This is a genomic window from Pseudobacteroides sp. (assembly GCF_036567765.1).
In the GTDB taxonomy this organism is placed as follows: domain Bacteria; phylum Bacillota; class Clostridia; order Acetivibrionales; family DSM-2933; genus Pseudobacteroides.
The window spans coordinates 111202-128589 of record NZ_DATCTU010000032.1 but is presented as its reverse complement, the minus strand read 5'-3'; the positions used below and the strand labels follow the sequence as shown (position 1 = coordinate 128589).

At 35.8% G+C, this 17388-nt stretch carries 13 protein-coding genes and 1 other annotated feature; of the genes, 4 read left to right on the top strand and 9 right to left on the bottom strand.

What is annotated here, in order from left to right; translation table 11 throughout:
* Positions 1-145: 145 nt before the first annotated feature.
* Positions 146-1504: a cache domain-containing protein gene (locus tag VIO64_RS05135; RefSeq protein WP_331915839.1), complete on the top strand. Its 1359-nt coding sequence runs from the start codon at positions 146-148 to the stop codon at positions 1502-1504.
* Positions 1505-1621: 117 nt separating this feature from the next.
* Here the strand turns inward: VIO64_RS05135 and VIO64_RS05130 are convergent, their stop codons facing one another.
* Together VIO64_RS05130 and VIO64_RS05125 are read right to left on the bottom strand one after the other, a co-directional pair.
* Positions 1622-2329, bottom strand: a complete 708-nt coding sequence (locus tag VIO64_RS05130) for an SIMPL domain-containing protein (protein WP_331915837.1) — start codon at positions 2327-2329, stop codon at positions 1622-1624.
* 116 nt (positions 2330-2445) lie between these two features.
* On the bottom strand, positions 2446-3366 hold the full coding sequence (locus VIO64_RS05125) for a DUF2935 domain-containing protein (protein ID WP_331915835.1): 921 nt from the start codon (positions 3364-3366) through the stop codon (positions 2446-2448).
* A gap of 227 nt (positions 3367-3593) precedes the next feature.
* Positions 3594-3644 (top strand) — a sequence feature (sodium ion sensor (DUF1646 type); this cis-regulatory element may regulate processes involved in with the transportation of sodium ions).
* A gap of 115 nt (positions 3645-3759) precedes the next feature.
* Here VIO64_RS05125 and VIO64_RS05120 point away from each other — a divergent pair.
* Positions 3760-5229 (top strand): potassium/proton antiporter, encoded by a 1470-nt coding sequence (locus VIO64_RS05120; protein ID WP_331915833.1) that lies wholly within the window; start codon positions 3760-3762, stop codon positions 5227-5229.
* Positions 5230-5270: 41 nt separating this feature from the next.
* On the opposite strand, the gene VIO64_RS05115 is transcribed toward VIO64_RS05120, so the two are convergent.
* From VIO64_RS05115 to VIO64_RS05100, 4 genes are all read right to left on the bottom strand, one after another.
* Positions 5271-6116 (bottom strand): formate/nitrite transporter family protein, encoded by an 846-nt coding sequence (locus VIO64_RS05115; RefSeq protein ID WP_331915831.1) that lies wholly within the window; start codon positions 6114-6116, stop codon positions 5271-5273.
* 36 nt (positions 6117-6152) lie between these two features.
* Positions 6153-6872 carry a pyruvate formate-lyase-activating protein gene (pflA, locus tag VIO64_RS05110; protein WP_331915829.1) on the bottom strand — a complete coding sequence of 240 codons (720 nt, stop codon included), beginning with the start codon at positions 6870-6872 and terminating at the stop codon, positions 6153-6155.
* A 4-nt stretch (positions 6873-6876) separates the two neighbouring features.
* On the bottom strand, positions 6877-9096 hold the full coding sequence (pflB, locus tag VIO64_RS05105) for a formate C-acetyltransferase (protein WP_331915827.1): 2220 nt from the start codon (positions 9094-9096) through the stop codon (positions 6877-6879).
* 420 nt (positions 9097-9516) lie between these two features.
* A complete protein-coding gene (locus VIO64_RS05100; RefSeq protein ID WP_331915825.1) occupies positions 9517-10716 on the bottom strand; it encodes a putative glycoside hydrolase in 1200 nt (399 codons plus the stop codon).
* A 336-nt stretch (positions 10717-11052) separates the two neighbouring features.
* Here VIO64_RS05100 and VIO64_RS05095 point away from each other — a divergent pair, with 336 nt between their 5' ends.
* Positions 11053-12252 carry an acetylornithine/succinylornithine family transaminase gene (locus VIO64_RS05095; RefSeq protein WP_331915823.1) on the top strand — a complete coding sequence of 400 codons (1200 nt, stop codon included), beginning with the start codon at positions 11053-11055 and terminating at the stop codon, positions 12250-12252.
* A 64-nt stretch (positions 12253-12316) separates the two neighbouring features.
* A complete protein-coding gene (locus VIO64_RS05090) occupies positions 12317-14035 on the top strand; it encodes a hypothetical protein (RefSeq protein ID WP_331915821.1) in 1719 nt (572 codons plus the stop codon).
* Positions 14036-14057: 22 nt separating this feature from the next.
* Here the strand turns inward: VIO64_RS05090 and VIO64_RS05085 are convergent, their stop codons facing one another.
* The 3 genes from VIO64_RS05085 to VIO64_RS05075 form a co-directional block, all read right to left on the bottom strand.
* Positions 14058-15263 (bottom strand): 4Fe-4S binding protein, encoded by a 1206-nt coding sequence (locus VIO64_RS05085; protein WP_331915819.1) that lies wholly within the window; start codon positions 15261-15263, stop codon positions 14058-14060.
* A gap of 4 nt (positions 15264-15267) precedes the next feature.
* Positions 15268-16239: an FAD:protein FMN transferase gene (locus tag VIO64_RS05080; protein WP_331915817.1), complete on the bottom strand. Its 972-nt coding sequence runs from the start codon at positions 16237-16239 to the stop codon at positions 15268-15270.
* 197 nt (positions 16240-16436) lie between these two features.
* The gene (locus VIO64_RS05075) at positions 16437-17348 is read right to left on the bottom strand and encodes a LysM peptidoglycan-binding domain-containing protein (RefSeq protein WP_331915815.1); all 912 of its coding nucleotides are present in this window, start codon (positions 17346-17348) and stop codon (positions 16437-16439) included.
* Positions 17349-17388: the final 40 nt, after the last annotated feature.

The following is a 17388-nucleotide window of genomic DNA, read 5'->3' as shown; positions in this document are numbered from 1 at the left end:
AAAATAATAAAATAATTTGTCAAAAATATTGCAAATTATTACTATATAGCGTAGTATAATGTTAGTTTTCCATATATTAGGTCTGGTTTTATTTTATCTTTATATATATTTCTGAATATAAAAAATTTTAGAGGGAGATTGAAACATGAAAAAAAAGGTTATGTTAAAAGAGAAGCTTTTAAGGGTATCTATTGGCCTTATCGCACTATTTACAGCCACAATATTTTTGGTCACCAACAGAAATGTTAACAATTTAGTAGAGCAAAACATATCCGCAAAGTTGGATTCCATTTCAAGTTTGGGGATGGAAATCATCAAAAGTACATACGCTGGTGATTGGGATGTAAAGAATGGCAAGTTATTTATAGGAGATAACCTGGTAAGCAATAATTTTGAAGCTTTAGATGCAATAAAAGAAAAAACCGGGTCACTTACAACCTTATATCTTGGAGACGAAAGCGTAGCAACAAGCGTGATGGATAAGAACGGAGAAAGGATGCATGCATCCAAGGTATCAAGCCAAGTGGCTGAAAGCGTTCTAACAAATGGAGACGCTTTTGAGGGAACGGAAAATGTACTTGGTGAAACATATGCTTCAAAATATGTACCTATAAAAGACAAAATGGGCCAAGTAATTGGAATATGGTTTGTCGGTATACCAAAAAGTGATATTGAAAGCCAGGGCGGTAAAATATTTGAAATGATGGCTTCTATCGTTGTTATTTCTATATTGTGCGGTATGCTAGGCTGCATAATATTAGTGATTTATTCAAAAAAATATCTTAAAGATATAGATACACTTAAGGTTTCATTTCTTGGGTCTAATTCAAACAGCAAAAATGCACAACAAAAGGTTTTAACGATGTCATTACTCCTTATAGGAACATTTATTGTGATTTGGGTAACTATACAGGGTTTCACGATTGGCAGTGTTGTTAATAAAATTGTTGATAATAATATAAAAGACATGCTGAATACCGGCTCGGAGTTGGGGTATATGCTTGTTGACGAGAAGTATAAGGGAGATTGGTCATTTTTTGATAATAAGCTGTATAAAGGAACAACTCCTTTAAATGATAATTCCATGATAGTAGACACAATCGGATCAAATACAGAATCTCGTTCAACTATATTTATGAACGATACAAGGATTTCTACAAATATCCTAAAGACCGATGGGACAAGGGCTATAGGAACTAAAGCATCTGATGAGGTTATAGAAACTGTCTTAAAACAGGGCAAGGAATTTACAGGAGAAACCCTGGATGTGGACAAAAAATGCATTACCAAATATACACCACTTAAGGACAGCAACGGTGAGATAATCGGTATGTGGTTTATAGGAGTTGACAAAAAATTTATCAATAATCAAATAGTGGGTTTGAGAAAGCCCATAACACAAATAAGTATATTTGCCATTATAATAGCTTTTATAACGTTTTTATTCTTGTCTAGGAGGATGGTATCAGATGTTGAAAACTTTGATGTCAGATTGTCAGCCTGAGTACAAATAATTCCCAATATGAGCGGATACCAATGGCTTAAGAAGGTCTTCAATCCTCTTAAGCCATTTTTCTTACTTTTTTCAACAAACTTCAAGAATCCATCCTTTTCTTTTTTATCAAATATAAGTAAAAATTGCTTCTATTCGTGCAGTTATTTCTGCCTGGCCTGTTTGAATAGGTGTAGTAGTATCAGCAGATGTGTGTAATACAAATGGTTGTGGCTGAATATTGCATTGATAACTTTCTTCCATAATGCGAATAGGCACTTGGGAAACTATGACATTTAGCCGCCTTGCTATAGTTTTTGCTTTAATTAATGCATCATCAATTGCAGCTGTGAGTGCTTGTTGGTAATATATTGATGGCTCTGACACAATAAAATTAATATCATTCACCGTGTTAGCTCCACTTGAAACAGCTTTATCAATAACTTCTCCAATCTTATCCATATCCTTTACAGTAATTTTTAATATATGCGTGACATTATAGCCCCTGAATACTTGTTTCCCCTCAATAAAATCATATTGCGGGTTAATAGTATAAGACTGGGTTTCCATATTATCAGATGATACCCCTAACTTCACAAGGCTATTAATAATTTCGTTGACCTTTATTGAGTTTTGTTCCTGGGCTGATTTCAATTGCATATCCTCTGTCGTAACCCCCAGTAGAATAATTGCTGTATCTGGCTTTACCTTAATGCTTCCATTCCCGTCTACCTTCATCTTGCATTGGAAATAACCATTACACGTATGAAATCCTTTAAAATAGATACTATAGATAGTCTGAGGGGTTTGTGCCCTTAATCCGGGTATGTATGACATAATTTTTCACTCTCCACCTGGAAAATTGTTAACACTAAATTATAATCTCTATATATTATGTTAACTATTGTGCAAATGTTCAAACATAATTATATCACTATTGTAAAATACCCTATTTACCTTTGAAACATTTTTAAAATTCTAAGATAGTGATTAGCTTCACGCAAAACATGATCACCGAGCAGCGGATAAGCTATTGCCTTTATGCTGCAATCAATAAGACCTTTGGTACCGACAGTTTTAAAATCCCGCAGCTTTGTTGTTGCTTTTAAGCTTTCATCAGTTACATTTGTCAATGCCATTGTTTGATCTAACGCTGCTACAGCTTCTCTTGTCAACTCAGAAAATTCATTTCCAAAGTTGTTTGCTGTTCTGATAAGCTCTACTTCAGAAGGATCAAGAAGGCCTCTGATAAACATTGAATGTTCTGCCATTATCCTATTCCAGAAAACTTCCTGCTCAAGCAATTCTTGCTCTGTAAGTATCGCTTCCCTTCTTTGCAGCTTTGTAAGCATCTTTAAATAAAACTGTGCTTCCCTAATAATGTGATCAAGGAGCAATGGGTAGTTTGTTGTAAACATTCTACAAGAAATAACATTGTTTAAAACAGTTGATTTGAACTGTGCCAAAGCCGATGCTAATGAAATAGCTTTTTGATTCAGATTAAAAATCCTCTGCTCAAGCAATGGATTCCCTATCATGCCAGGGTTACCGACTATGCTTGCTTCTGCTTGCGTTATATTTGAGTTAATCTGAACCCCTGTATAGAAAGCGGATACCTGTTCCGCACTCAAGGTTAATGGAGTCACTAATTCTCCTGACGCTACTACTTCCGGGCTTATAACACCATTAGATAGCACAATGGTTTCAGCTAACAGCCCTTCAAAATGCACTTTAAAGTTATCAGCTTGCTCTGCAAATCTTGCATCTCTTCCAGTAAAACTAGTCTCCAAAAATATTGAGTGTTCTTTTGCAATTCTTGCAAAGAATAAGTTAAGCTCCAATGATAATCGTATATATTCCTCCCTTGACAGCATATATAGCCTCCAAAAAAACAAAATCTTCATGTTATTATTGTATTGAAAGGATATATAAAGCGTTACCAATAATTCGAGCTTTCATGTCTATGATTTGCTGGTTTTTCAAGGTTGAGAGCGTCTTTGTGTGGCATATCCTGGAAAACTATAGAGTGGAAAGAAATTGTGCAATATATATAATTGTGATATAATATAATAAAAATACTAATAGATAGTGCAGTTGTTCCGGTTGGCGGAATATTTCCGTTTCAAGATTTCGGCTTTTTGGGTGGAAAGCTTTTACCTTTAGCTTTTCACTTTTTTAATGTCTAGGGAATTTTTGTAATTCGCTTCAAAAATCCAGGCTCATTTACACTTTCATATATATAAATATCTTGAGCAATAGGGGGCAAAATGGATTCATTAAACGTAATAATTATAATAATTGCAACTTTAATGGTATTTTGTGTGTTTGCAACCAAGTTTCTTACAAGATTCGGTGTTCCAATACTTATTTTATTTATTGGAGTAGGTATGATGCTTGGGTCTGAAGGAATTTTCGGAGTATATTTTGATAATCCTCTACTTACCAGGGAAATTGGTAACATTGCTTTGTGTTTTATAATATTTTCAGGAGGACTGGATTTACGTTGGAGAGTAGCAAAGCAATTGTTAGGAAGCGGCGTACTTCTCTCAACGGTCGGCGTATTTCTAACGGCAGTTTTGGTAGGACTTTTTTCGCATGTATTCACAGGGATGTCATTACTGGAAGGCCTTTTACTTGGGGCTATTGTATCTTCAACTGATGCTGCATCGGTCTTTGCAATCCTTCGTGCCAGAAAAATGGAAACCAAAGGAAATGTTTCACCTCTTTTAGAGTTTGAAAGTGGATCAAACGATCCTATGGCATATATGTTGACCATTATGATTATCGGGTTAATTAATAACCCGCAAGACGGTATATATGCTTATATAGCAAGCTTTTTACAACAGTTTGGTATAGGTATTTTTTTGGGCATTACAATCGGTTTTGCAACTGTCCAGCTATTAAACCGAATACATCATAACATTGAAAGCATGTACCTTGTTTTAGGGATTTCATTGATGTTATTTGCTTATTCAATCTCTTCACTTGCAGGCGGTAATAGTTTTCTAACTGTTTACATAGCTGGCATCATAATTGGAAACTCAAGCTTCGTAAGAAAAACTCGTGTTATTCGTTTTTTCGATGGGCAATCATGGCTGGCACAAATTATACTGTTTGTAACTTTGGGCCTGCAAGTATTTCCCAGCAGACTATTGTCTGTATCAAGCAACGCACTAATAATTTCAATTGTTCTTATATTTGTCATAAGACCGTTGGTTGTTATACCTCTATTATCTATATTTAAGATGCCCTTTAAACAACAATTGTTTATCTCGTTCGTAGGTTTTAGAGGAGCAGCTTCAATAGTTTTCGCTACTTACGCATTGACAGCTGGAATACCTATCGCACAAGATATTTTTGACATGGTATTTTTTATAGCCCTAACATCTTTATTAATACAAGGAACTGCTTTAAGACCAATAGCTAAGTTCCTTGGGGTATTAGAAGATAATAGCGACAATTTCGCAATGTACAATATACATCATTATGTAGATGAAATCTCCGATATACCGCTGCTTGGGGTTTATGTATCAAACAATTCTCCTGCAGTTGGGAAAAGCATTAACGAGCTGGATTTACCTGAAGAAATAAGAATTATTGCCATCAGGCAAAACGAAGGATATGCTACACCAAAAGGTGCTACCATTATCAAATCAGGTGATAGAATGCTGATATCATCAATTAGAGAAAACAGTGTAAAAAGACTTTGTGAAAAATTTAAGTTTGAGATATCGTAATAATGGTAATGCCAAGGCTTGTACTATCAATCTTTTAATGATTAGTTACTCTTCCTGATACCGGGTAATTTTATGTTGTTTACGGTATAGATAGTACTATAGGCTACACCAATAATTATTCCTCCAAAAAAGTTTCCAAGAAGGACAGGTATAAAATTATCTACCAATCCGCCAAGTGTTATATGGGAGACAATACCACCAGATACTCCGGACATTTTGACATAGTCTGCATTCATACTAGCCAGAATACCTGCCGGAATATAGTACATGTTTGCAACAATATGCTCATAGCCGCTTAGAATGAACAATGTAATCGGGAAAAAGCATGCTAAGACTTTTCCGCTCGTATCTTTAGCTGAGGACATCATCCACACCGCAAGACAAACAAGTATATTGCACAAAACTCCAAGTAGAAAGGCTTTGGAAAATGGGTACTCTACTTTGTGAGCAGCTTTGGTAATTAGCTTTGCCAGTACGGCACCGTTAGCACCCTCCAACGCTCCTGAAAAATGAATAATTACAACTGTAAATAATGCCCCTACAAGGTTACCAATAAATGATACCCCCAAATTAACAGCCATACTAATGATGGAAACTTTTTTCTGCAGGACTGAAATAATAATAAGTACATTACCTGTAAATAATGCCCCGCCTGCAATAACCACCATCATTAGACCGGTTGCAAATACTATACCTGATATTAAGGCAGCTATACTGTAATTTTGTATTGTACATGTTGCAATTATACTTCCCACTGATGCCAAAGCGATGAACATTCCACCCATAAAAGCAAGCATAAAGCTGTTAAAAATACCTGTACTGGTTTTTTTTATTCCAACCTGCTCAGTGTGTTTTGTTATTTGATCAGGACTTAAAAAGTTTGACATTATACCTCTCCTCCAGCAAGTTCATCAAAGAAATGACTAGATTACATTAAATTTATATTTTTTAAAAATATCCTTTACTTTAATAATGGACTCCTTGGTGGGTTCACTTGTATGAAGCAGTTCATAATCAAAACCAAGGCTCTTCCACTTGTACTCACCCATTTTGTGAAAAGGCAGCAATTCAATTTTACTAATAACAGTGTAATGAGACAGGAACTCAGCCATATTTTCCAATGCTTTATAATCCTCTGTAAAGCCTGGAACGATAACATGTCTTATCCACACATCCTTTTTCTTTTCCTCAAGATATTCCAACATTCTTATTGTATTTTCATTGCCCATACCTGTAAGTATTTTACACACATTAGTGTCTATATGCTTTATGTCCAGCAGTACAAGATCAACATAATCCAATGTGCCTGCACACACTGACAATGGAACGCAGCCTGAAGTATCAATAGCTGTATGGATCCCGTATTTCTTACATTGCTTTAAAACTTCCAAAACAAATTCAGCTTGCAGGAGAGGCTCACCTCCGGAAAAGGTGACCCCGCCGCGTTTGATAAATGACCTATATTTTAAAATATCCTCTACTACTTCATTGGGAGTAAACTGCTTGCCGCCGTTAAAAGCCCAGGTATCAGGATTATGACAGTATTTGCATCTTAACGGACACCCTTGCATGAAAATAACATATCTAATCCCCGGCCCGTCTAAAGTTCCACATGTTTCTATTGAGTGTATATTACCTGTCATTTAATTAAAACCTTTCATGAAATGTTCTGTTTATAACATCTATCTGCTGCTCTCTCGTCAGCTTTATAAAATTGACCGCATATCCCGAAACCCTGATTGTAAGCTGCGGGTACTCCTCCGGATGTTCCATTGCATCAACCAGCACTTCCTTATTGAGCACATTTACATTAATGTGATGGCCGCTCTCATCAAAGTATCCATCCATCAATGAAACCAAATTGTTTAGTTTATCTTCATCGGTCTTTCCCAGTGCATTTGGCACTATGGAAAACGTATAGGATATACCGTCTTCACTATAGTCATAAGGGATTTTGGATACAGATGCCATAGAAGCTATACACCCCTTTGTATCTCTGTTATGCATTGGGTTTGCCCCAGGTGCAAACGGTTCGCCGAGTTTTCTTCCATCAGGAGTGCTTCCAGTCTTTTTGCCGTAAACAACATTTGATGTAATTGTAAGAATTGACATAGTGGGTTTACTATCCCTATATGTTTTATGCTTGCTGAGCTTATGCATAAAACTCTTTACAAGATCAACTGCAATATCATCTACTACCGGATTGTTATTACCAAATTTGGGATAATCCCCTTCAATTTCATAATCAGTTATCAATCCTTGTTCATTTCTTATGACTCTCACCTTTGCATGTTTTATAGCTGAGAGAGAATCAACCACAACAGATAGTCCGGCAAGTCCGCATGCTGATGTTCTTAGTATTTCCTCGTCATGCAATGCCATTTGAATTCGTTCATAACAATACTTATCATGCATGTAGTGTATAATATTGAGTGTATTGATATAAAGCTTAGAAAGCCAGTCCATTGTTATGTTAAATCGCTGCATTACCTCATCATAGTCAAGGTACTCGGATGTTATGGGAGCAATAAGCGGACCTACCTGTTCCCCTGTTATTTCATCCTTTCCGCCATTTATTGCATACAGTAAAGATTTTGCAAGATTTGCCCTTGCACCGAAAAATTGCATTTGCTTACCCAGCTTCATGGCAGAAACACAGCAGGCAATCCCATAGTCATCACCAAACTTTTCCCTCATCAAATCATCGTTCTCATATTGGATCGAAGAAGTTTCTATTGATAACTTGGCACAGTAGTTTTTAAAGTTCTGTGGAAGCTTGCTTGACCATAGCACTGTCATATTAGGTTCAGGTGCCGGGCCTAAGTTTATCAGAGTATGTAAAAGTCTATAGGACATTTTTGTTACCATATGCCTTCCATCCAGCCCCATGCCAGCAAAAGCTTCAGTAACCCATGTAGGATCTCCTGAGAAGAGGTCATCATAAGCCGGAGTACGTAAAAATCTCACCATTCTAAGCTTCATTACAAAATGGTCAACAATTTCCTGTATTTGCTCCTCTGTATACCTACCTTCTTCCAAATCTTTTTGTGAATATATGTCGAGGAAAGTAGATGCTCTTCCCAAACTCATTGCAGCACCATTCTGCTCTTTCACAGCTGCCAAATACCCAAAATAAAGCCATTGCACTGCTTCCAGTGTATTTTGTGCAGGTTTGCCAATATCATAGCCATAGCTTGCAGCCATTAATTTAAGTTCTTCCAATGCTCTTATCTGTTCGCTTATTTCTTCCCTTTGTCTTATTATAGGTGAGTTCATTATATCAAAAACATAATTTGTTTTTGCTTCCTTTTTCTTTTCTATTAAATAATCAACTCCGTAAAGGGCAACCCTTCTATAGTCACCGATAATCCTTCCCCTTCCATATGAGTCAGGCAACCCTGTAATAATACCTGTATGACGTGCCTTTTTCATTTCATCTGTAAATGCGTCAAATACTCCATCATTGTGTGTTTTCCTATATTTAAATACATTTTCAACATTTGGATCCATTGGCCTATCATAAGCTTTAAGGGATGTACGTACCATTCTGATTCCTCCAAACGGCATGATTGTCCGTTTAAGAGGTTCATCAGATTGCAAACCGACAATTTTTTCAAGCTTCCTATCAATATAACCTGGGTCATGGGAAACTATGGTAGATATAGTCTTTGTATCGATATCTATAATTCCTCCTCTTTCCCTTTCAACCTTCATCAATTCCTTTACTTTTGACCAAAGTTTTAATGTAGAATCAGTTGGTTTCGCTAAAAAACTTTCATCCCCATCATAGGGTGTGTAATTTTTTTGAATAAAGTCTCTAACGTCAATCTCTTTGCACCATTTACCTTCTTTATATTTTGAGTTCATATGCATTCTCCTAAATTTGATCATTATTTTTTATTATATTTTGATTATGTTTGACGTATCCCTGTATTAGCAAGCTTTACAGCCATGTCTATTGTATATTGTATACATGATAACACATTTTTTATGTCTTGACAAATATTCATTGGTGATTATTTTATAATGGTTGCTCCCTGAATATCAGAAGAATGCTGAAAAAAACGTTGAAAAATTCCAATTACTCCCTCTAAAAAACATTACACCCTTCGAATAATTTAACTACTTATACTCAGAATTCTACAAGTATAAATGCGGATAAATCAACGTTACGGTCTAGGGGCTGGAACATCTACTAAGCAATTAGATATTTCTTATTACCAATATAGCAAAGTCCGCTTAAACTTAACGTTCCAGCGAACTTTGTCTATTTAATCCATAACTAAATTACTCTTTTTCTAAAGCACCCTCGGAATACTTAATATTTGAATTCCATAAAATCCATTCTTCATAGCCGGCATCATAAACTGCTTTAATTTGCTGCCTAACTTCTTCAACACCATATTTTTTATAGTTGCCTGCACCTATCCATGAAGCAGTGAAATCCTGCAAATAAGGTCTCACTTTGGCTCTGTAATCAGGCACTGCAGCAATTCTGTTCTTTGCTTTTACTAATGTATTATATACAACGTTATACGGATCAAGGTCAGGTTTTGGAAACACTATTTTATTTATTGTCTGCCCCAAATAATAATGAGAAGGATATACCATCGGACTTATATAATCCACGTCCTTTCCAACATATTCAAGATACTGCCCTATCTTTTCCGTGTCGTTAGGGCTTTCACAAATTATACCAAAGACATCGGCAGATAATTTGGCTTCAGGCATCTCACTTCTTGCATATGCTAAGAATTCGTTGATTCCTTCATATAATTTTTTATCACCTGCACCTGGAAATACCATATTTGCCTTATTTCCATCAGGGAATCGCACATAATCAAATTGAATCTCGTCTACTCCCTTTGCCAGTGCTTCCTTAGCTATGTCTACATTGTATTTCCATGCGTCTTTGTTGTATGCATTAACCCAGGTCATACCGTTATGGACCAGGAAACCTCCTGACTTGTTCCTAATTGCCCATTCAGGTACTTTCTTTGATATAACAGGATCTTTAAAGCATACAATTCTTCCTATAATATAGATATCATTTTCTTTAAACTTCTTTACAACCTCTTCTATCTTGAATCTGCTTTGATATGTTTGTTTTTCCTTAACAAGCGGCACGTCTGAAGAATAACTTACATACCCTGTGTCATCCTTAATATCAATAACATAGGAGTTTATTTCAGTGCTTTTTGCCAACTCTACAAAGTGATCCACATTACTTTGGATGCTGAGCGGCCATGAGGATAGGAAGAGTGCCTTAGCCTTTATTTGATCAGGTGATGGCTTTGCTTGCGGGAGCTCCGATTCCGAAGGATCAGGAACAGGTGTATTTACAGCTGCGTTCGTAGGTGTTGGTTTGCTATCTTTTACTGTACCGGATTTGTCTGTAACCTTGCTGCTGCAGCCTACAAGAGCTATTGATGCCATATTAATCACAATTATTGCTGACAGCATTTTTAAAAGAAGTTTATTTTTCATAATGTCCCCCGTTATTATAATTTAGTCTCTTCTGTGGATTAATTCAGCTTGTATAATTATGTAACTTAACAGCGTAAATCCTTGACAATTGTATTTATTTTTTAACTTAGGAAAACAACATCCGTTTAGATATAAGACTCGAAAAAAGTTGTGTATAATCAATTTAACAAAGACTAAGAAAAAAGACAATATGATTTTGCTAAATTTAAATCAGGAATTTTTACCATGTGTCAATCTGCACTAGTGATACTGATAAACTAAATATATTTAAAATATATTTGCATATTTATGCATTATATTGTATAATTATTCATTATTAGAAATAGGGGTGATTATATGAGTTCAGTTAATGCAGACAATTTAAATAAATACTTAATGAAAGCAACAAAGTCAATTTTGTTTACAGCAAAAAGGCCGGATATTGTCATGGAACGCGGTAAAGGGATGTACCTTTGGGACACCAGAGGTAAAAAATACCTGGATTTTCTGGGTGGATGGGCTGTAACATGTCTTGGGCATTGTCCGGAAGTTATTTCTGAAGCATTGAAAAATCAATCCCAGCTGTTAGTCAATGCAAGCCCGGCATTTTATAATAAACCTATGATTCAATTTGCAGAACTGCTTACCAACATATCGTGTTTTGACAGGGCATTTTTTGCCAGCAGTGGTGCCGAAGCCAATGAGGGAGCAATAAAGCTTGCAAGAAAATACGGCAGTAAGCACCTTAACGGAGCATATGAAATTATAACTACTGTAAACGGGTTTCACGGAAGAACCCTTGCAACTATGTCTGCGACAGGCAAAAAACAATGGGATGCACTCTTTGAACCTAAGGTGTCAGGCTTTAAACATGTTCCTATCAATGATCTTGATGCAATTTTGGCTTGTGTGAATTCAAATACATGTGCAGTAATGTTAGAACCTGTTCAGGGAGAGGGTGGAGTATATTCTTTGGACATGGAATACATTAAAAATCTAAGAAAATTATGCGATGACAACGGTATTTTGCTAATATTTGACGAGATACAGACCGGAATAGGGCGTACCGGGAAAATGTTTGCCTATGAGCACTTTAATATAGAGCCGGATATAATGACTCTAGCCAAGGGTATTGGAGGAGGATTTCCCCTTTCCGCCATGTTAGCCAAGGAAAAGCTTAACGTATTTGATTTGGGAGATCAGGGCGGCACATATTGCGGTCAGCCTCTTGCAATGGCAGTTGGCTATGCTGTTGTCAATGAGGTTATAAATAAGAAACTACCTGAAAATGCACTTATTCAAGGCCAATATATTATAGACAGGCTGAATGAAATAAAAGATAAATACGCTTTAACGAATATCCGAGGAATGGGATTACTTATTGCGTTTGATCTTCCATCTGAAAAAGGAAGCGTTTTAGTATCAGAATGCCTCAGGGAGGGCCTTATTATTAATTCTCCAAGACTATCAACCATAAGATTAATTCCCCCTTTGATTGTTACAAAAAATGAAACAGACATGATGATGGATATGCTTTGCAGTGTTCTCGATAATTGATTGATTTGAAATTAGTTCATTGATAAAATAGTACCATAATTTTATTCCTTTGAAGGAGACAAGTATGCCAAGCAAAAAATCTATTTTATATTTAGTACTTATGAGCCTTATATTGACATCTTGCGGAAGTAATAAGCCTATAGAAAAAACTGCGACATCAAGACCAACCATAACGCAGGGTGAAGCACCGCCCCTTGCTGCCAGCTTAAATACAACAACATCAAATTCTGAAAATACTGGCACAAATAAAGAAGTCAGCTCCGACCTCAATGTTTTCTGGAGCCATTTTAGAAACGCGATCTTAAGTAACGATATAGGTGAAATTAAAAATTTCACCCGATTTCCTTTGCAGTCAAGAGGCCCGCTGGATTTCCATCCGGTAATTGAATTTGAAGAGGCCGCTTTTGAAAATCTGATTAAAATTTACTTAAGTTTACAGTCTGGGGACAACTTTAACGAAACCAACCTTGATTTTATCACAAAAAATGAAAATCTGGACTCCAAAAACTCACAAGGGCCATCAGATAACTGGGCCAGAATTGGAAATATGCAGTTTGAATTGGAAAATAACAGTTGGAGACTAACCTTTGTTTACTTGGAAGAAGAAAGCTATACCAAGCTAGGTGTTGATTTGAACGCTGCTCACAATACATCTTTAGATGTCAAAAAAATTAGTCGTACAGAATCAGGGCTTGATACTATAGCCATATTAAACTTTGAAAAATATAAACTCAATTCACTGATAAAAAGTATCCTTGGAGGGTCAACGCAGTATTTGGACAGTCACTTTAAAAAAGGGATAGTAAAAGAGTCAGACAGTTTAATAATTAGCGAAAGGTTCTCAGATATTGTTATAGAAAATATCAAAATAGGAACATCAATTAAAAACGTTAAGATTACACTAGGTAAACCTAGTATTAGTTTCAAAGACTACATATTCTATAAAACAAAGCACTATTATCTAGGATTTAAGGGAAATAAAAAGGTAGAGCAAGCGGTAATAAGAAATAATCCTAAGACGTACTATACGAATATATTAGAAGCTATATTACATGAGTTTAATAAAGACAGTTATACCGACCTAAGCAATTTATTGCAAAACACCAAAGCCATTTCAGACTTCTTTGATATGAATGGGCATATAAATGGTGGAGGCTGGTATGCTGACTCTGTAAATGGAATTAAACTATATGAGTTTGGCGATGATAATAATATAGCTATTTATAATAATTTTGAAGGCGAGTTGTTCACATACAATGGTAAAAAGGGCAGATTTGATATCATTTACAAAAATGAAGATTACATTGCAAATATACTTTCAGGGTCTTTGGACGAGTACTTAAATATCAACAAAAGATTTAAAACAGAAGGCAAATTGTCTCCCAGCGGAAATTTAAGCTGTATATATGATTGGATTTACAGTATGAGCCAATACTTTACTATCCATACTTTAGATTTTAGTAAACCGGATTTCAGAGCACATGCAACTTCCAAAGAATTTAAATGGATAGATGACAATTATATTTTATATATCCACGCATTCAACAATATTCCCTATGCTGTAAATATCAATAATACCAATAGTGAGCATATTAACATACTTTATAAACTGGGTATTCTAACTCTACCAGAACCAGATAACCTTGGTGATTATGATTTTAAAATAAAAGAAATTAAAGATAATATAATAGTTCTTGAGGATTTAAATATAAAGAGATTATATAAAATCAAATACGCTATAGATGGCAAAGGATCTATAAAATTTAACCTGCTGAACAATTAACCTTATCATGCAGGCAGCAAAGTTACTCCCTTTTTGCCTTTTCCAATGCATCAGAAACTGCATCCATTATACCTAAACTGCTGTAGGTAGCTCCCGAAACAGCATCAACATCAGTTGACTGAGTACTTAGGATCTGGCTGGACACAGAGTTGTATGCGGGATTGAACCACGGAGCATCGTCTCCATGAGATACAACATTGATATCGGTAATTTTATCATTTTTCAGGGTTACCGAAACAGTTGTAGTAGCTCCTCTAAAGCCTATACCTGAACCTTCATAAGTGCCATCCTTATAAATGCTGCTAGCTGGCTTGGTTGATACATCTGAAGATACTGTTATATTGCTCTCATTACTTGTACCCACTGTTTTTGCTACCACGGTTCCCGTGAAATATGATCCCGATATAAACGCCACAGTGATTGCAGCAGCTACACTGTTTTGGATTTCTTTATTTGCAACGCCCACACCTGCATTGTTACGCGGGCAAGAAGAAACACATTTAAAGCAATAAATACACTCACCTGAATCAATTTTATCGTATTTGTACAAGGGTATTCCCATGCTGCAGTTATTGGTGCATACTTTGCATGAGCCGCATTTTTGTCGTGGCTTGTTTATTTTAGTTAGCCTTAATCTTGAAATTATAGTAAAAACAGCACCTAACGGACAAAGGTAGCGGCAAAAAAATCTCTCAATGAAAAAGGATGCAACAACAATTCCCAGTAAGATCAGCACTCCTACGGTAAATTCTGTAAAGGCATATGAAAAGTCAGGAAGCTTACCAAAAGTCACAAGTATACCAAAGGCATTCCATGGGCTTACAGAAGCAAAGCCTGCTATCCCCAAACTCCACACGACAACCACAAGAAACCCCAAAACTATAAACTTTATATACTTTAACACTCTATCAGCTTTTTCATTTACTCGGAATGAAATTTTGAAAACTCTTCTTGAAATATGATAAAGGATGTCACCTAATGTTCCAAAAGCACACATCCAGCCACAGAAAAACCTTCCTAAAAATATTGTTGCAGGAACTACTGCAATAACTCCTATCAGCTGTGGAAGGTAATCACGCAAACTGAAGTTTTGATGAATAACCCCGGAATAAATTTCCCTAATACCAGCAAATGCATTTATGTATAAGCCTGGCAACAATATAAAAAACACAATTTGCACTATTAATCTTATTAGTTGTATTGGTGAAGACAACTTATTTTTTTTCATAGCCTCAACTCCTGACCTTAAAATTATCTTTTAATCCATCGGTAATAATTATCTCCGCATCAGAACTTATAATAATTACCTCTGCATCTAGTTTCTTTGCCAAGTTCAACCACCTCTTACCTGTATATCCCCCTTCATTCTCATATGCAAAATCTTTGCCCAAAATAAAAACTGCAGTTGTAAGGGCATCGGCATCCATAGAACAGCCAGAGACAGCTGTAACACTTAAGAACTTAGTGTTTGCAGGTTTCCCGGTATGGGGATCAAGTATATGATGATACCTGACACCATCTTTAACAAAAAATCTTTCATTGCTTCCTGAAGTAACAATAGTTTTGCATGAGCTATTAAGGATACCAATATGCGTACCTGTTGCTTTCACTGGATTTTGTATTCCAATCTGCCAAGGAATACCATCCGGGCGATTACCTATTGTGATAATATTGCCTCCAAGGTTTATTAGAGCACTTTTAATGTGGTTTTCTAAAAGAATTCGTTTGACTTCGTCAGCTGCAAACCCTTTAGCAATCCCTCCAAGATCAATAGCCTGGCCTGGAAGTTCAAGAGAAACACGGCAATTGTTTTGATCCAATAAAACATTTTTGTAGTTAACAAGCATCCTGATTTTGTTGATCTCTTCATCTGAGGGAATAAAGCCGCTTTTTTTACCTATACCCCAAAGCTCGACCAGAGGGCGGATAGTAATATCAAAAGCACCATAAGATATTCTTGAAAAATCTAAAGATCGGCTTAAAACTTTCATGGTATCTGGATGAATATTTATAAACCCCTTGCCTGAATTACTGTTTATCCGTGAGACATCGCTTCCACCTTTATATGCAGACATTAGATCATCAATTGCTAAAACTCTCGTTATTGCTTGTCCCATTATCGCTTCATCATCACAATTGCAAATCTTAATATAATTCATAGTACCCAATGAATAAAAACTTCTTGTAATACAATTATGTTCCATTTTATACATCCTTTTACCTTGTATGTTCACGTCCTTTTTTATTTTACAATATACTTACCCTCAAAATATCAGTTAAAACGTGGCATAATTGCGGCAAAATAACCTTGACTATTGTGGTGTGAAATCATGGTGTGAATACACCATAATTTCACACCACAATAAAAAACTCACCGGGTGTCCAGTGAGTTTACTATTTTTTATATTGTCCATTGGTTATGAATAATCCCTGTCAGATACCATTTACCGCCGTTCTTCTCAAAAACCATTCTGAGGCTTACCCAATCGAACCCAGGATATTGGCCGCTTCCATTATAATAATACTCTACAATAGTGCTTCCAGGATATACTTCAAACTGGTTCTCAATTGTGTTGCCAACGCCTTTCATATTTTTATTGTAGTTTACACTACCCAGCTTGGCAAAATCCTTGTCATATACAAACTTTTTAAAGTACTCTGTGGGAGTTAACTCTATTTTATCTCCAGACCCATCGAAGTATCCCCAATGGTACTTGTTTTTATCTGAAGCAAAGTTTGATATCTGTGAAGCTGTAAATACCTTATCCTGTTTTACATTTACATATGAGTAAGGTGAAAATCTGATGCCCTTCACTGGGTGGGCGTATTTTGCCAGACCTTTAAAATCCTTATCCTTTAAAAGGTTTATAATTTCCTTTTGTAACAACTCTATATTCTCATCATATTTTGATTTCTGTATTGCCAGAACGTCACCTGTAAAAATAATATTAGGATCTGAAATGTTATTACGCTGTACAATTGATTTAACCGTACTATTATACTTTGCTGCAATTTTCCAAAGTGTCTCCCCTTTTTTAATATGATGTACTATAATATCGGCACCTACAGGTATTTTAATATTCTTTCCGATACTTAATTTGTTCGGATCAATTTCCGGGTTAATATTGGATATATCTTTCATAGTGGTATTAAATCTTAAACTCAGCGAGTAGAATGAATCTGCCTTTTTTGTTTTATAATTCACTATGTTTTCAGGCTTTGCAGAGGCAATCAATATAATACAGTTAGAAATAAATATTACGAATATCAGTAAAGTCAAACCAATTATGCGGTATCCTTTATTTTTTGGCATTTGTGCTCCCTCCAATAATTTATTTGTTTTTAATATACCC

Coding starts and splice junctions, on each gene's coding strand:
- VIO64_RS05115 (WP_331915831.1), bottom strand. CDS start 6,116: ATGTCAAACTTTTTAAGTCCTGATCAAATAACAAAACACACTGAGCAG.
- VIO64_RS05120 (WP_331915833.1), top strand. CDS start 3,760: ATGGATTCATTAAACGTAATAATTATAATAATTGCAACTTTAATGGTA.
- pflA (WP_331915829.1), bottom strand. CDS start 6,872: ATGACAGGTAATATACACTCAATAGAAACATGTGGAACTTTAGACGGG.
- VIO64_RS05130 (WP_331915837.1), bottom strand. CDS start 2,329: ATGTCATACATACCCGGATTAAGGGCACAAACCCCTCAGACTATCTAT.
- VIO64_RS05085 (WP_331915819.1), bottom strand. CDS start 15,263: ATGAAAAAAAATAAGTTGTCTTCACCAATACAACTAATAAGATTAATA.
- VIO64_RS05075 (WP_331915815.1), bottom strand. CDS start 17,348: ATGCCAAAAAATAAAGGATACCGCATAATTGGTTTGACTTTACTGATA.
- VIO64_RS05095 (WP_331915823.1), top strand. CDS start 11,053: ATGAGTTCAGTTAATGCAGACAATTTAAATAAATACTTAATGAAAGCA.
- VIO64_RS05100 (WP_331915825.1), bottom strand. CDS start 10,716: ATGAAAAATAAACTTCTTTTAAAAATGCTGTCAGCAATAATTGTGATT.
- VIO64_RS05080 (WP_331915817.1), bottom strand. CDS start 16,239: ATGGAACATAATTGTATTACAAGAAGTTTTTATTCATTGGGTACTATG.
- VIO64_RS05125 (WP_331915835.1), bottom strand. CDS start 3,366: ATGCTGTCAAGGGAGGAATATATACGATTATCATTGGAGCTTAACTTA.
- VIO64_RS05135 (WP_331915839.1), top strand. CDS start 146: ATGAAAAAAAAGGTTATGTTAAAAGAGAAGCTTTTAAGGGTATCTATT.
- pflB (WP_331915827.1), bottom strand. CDS start 9,096: ATGAACTCAAAATATAAAGAAGGTAAATGGTGCAAAGAGATTGACGTT.
- VIO64_RS05090 (WP_331915821.1), top strand. CDS start 12,317: ATGCCAAGCAAAAAATCTATTTTATATTTAGTACTTATGAGCCTTATA.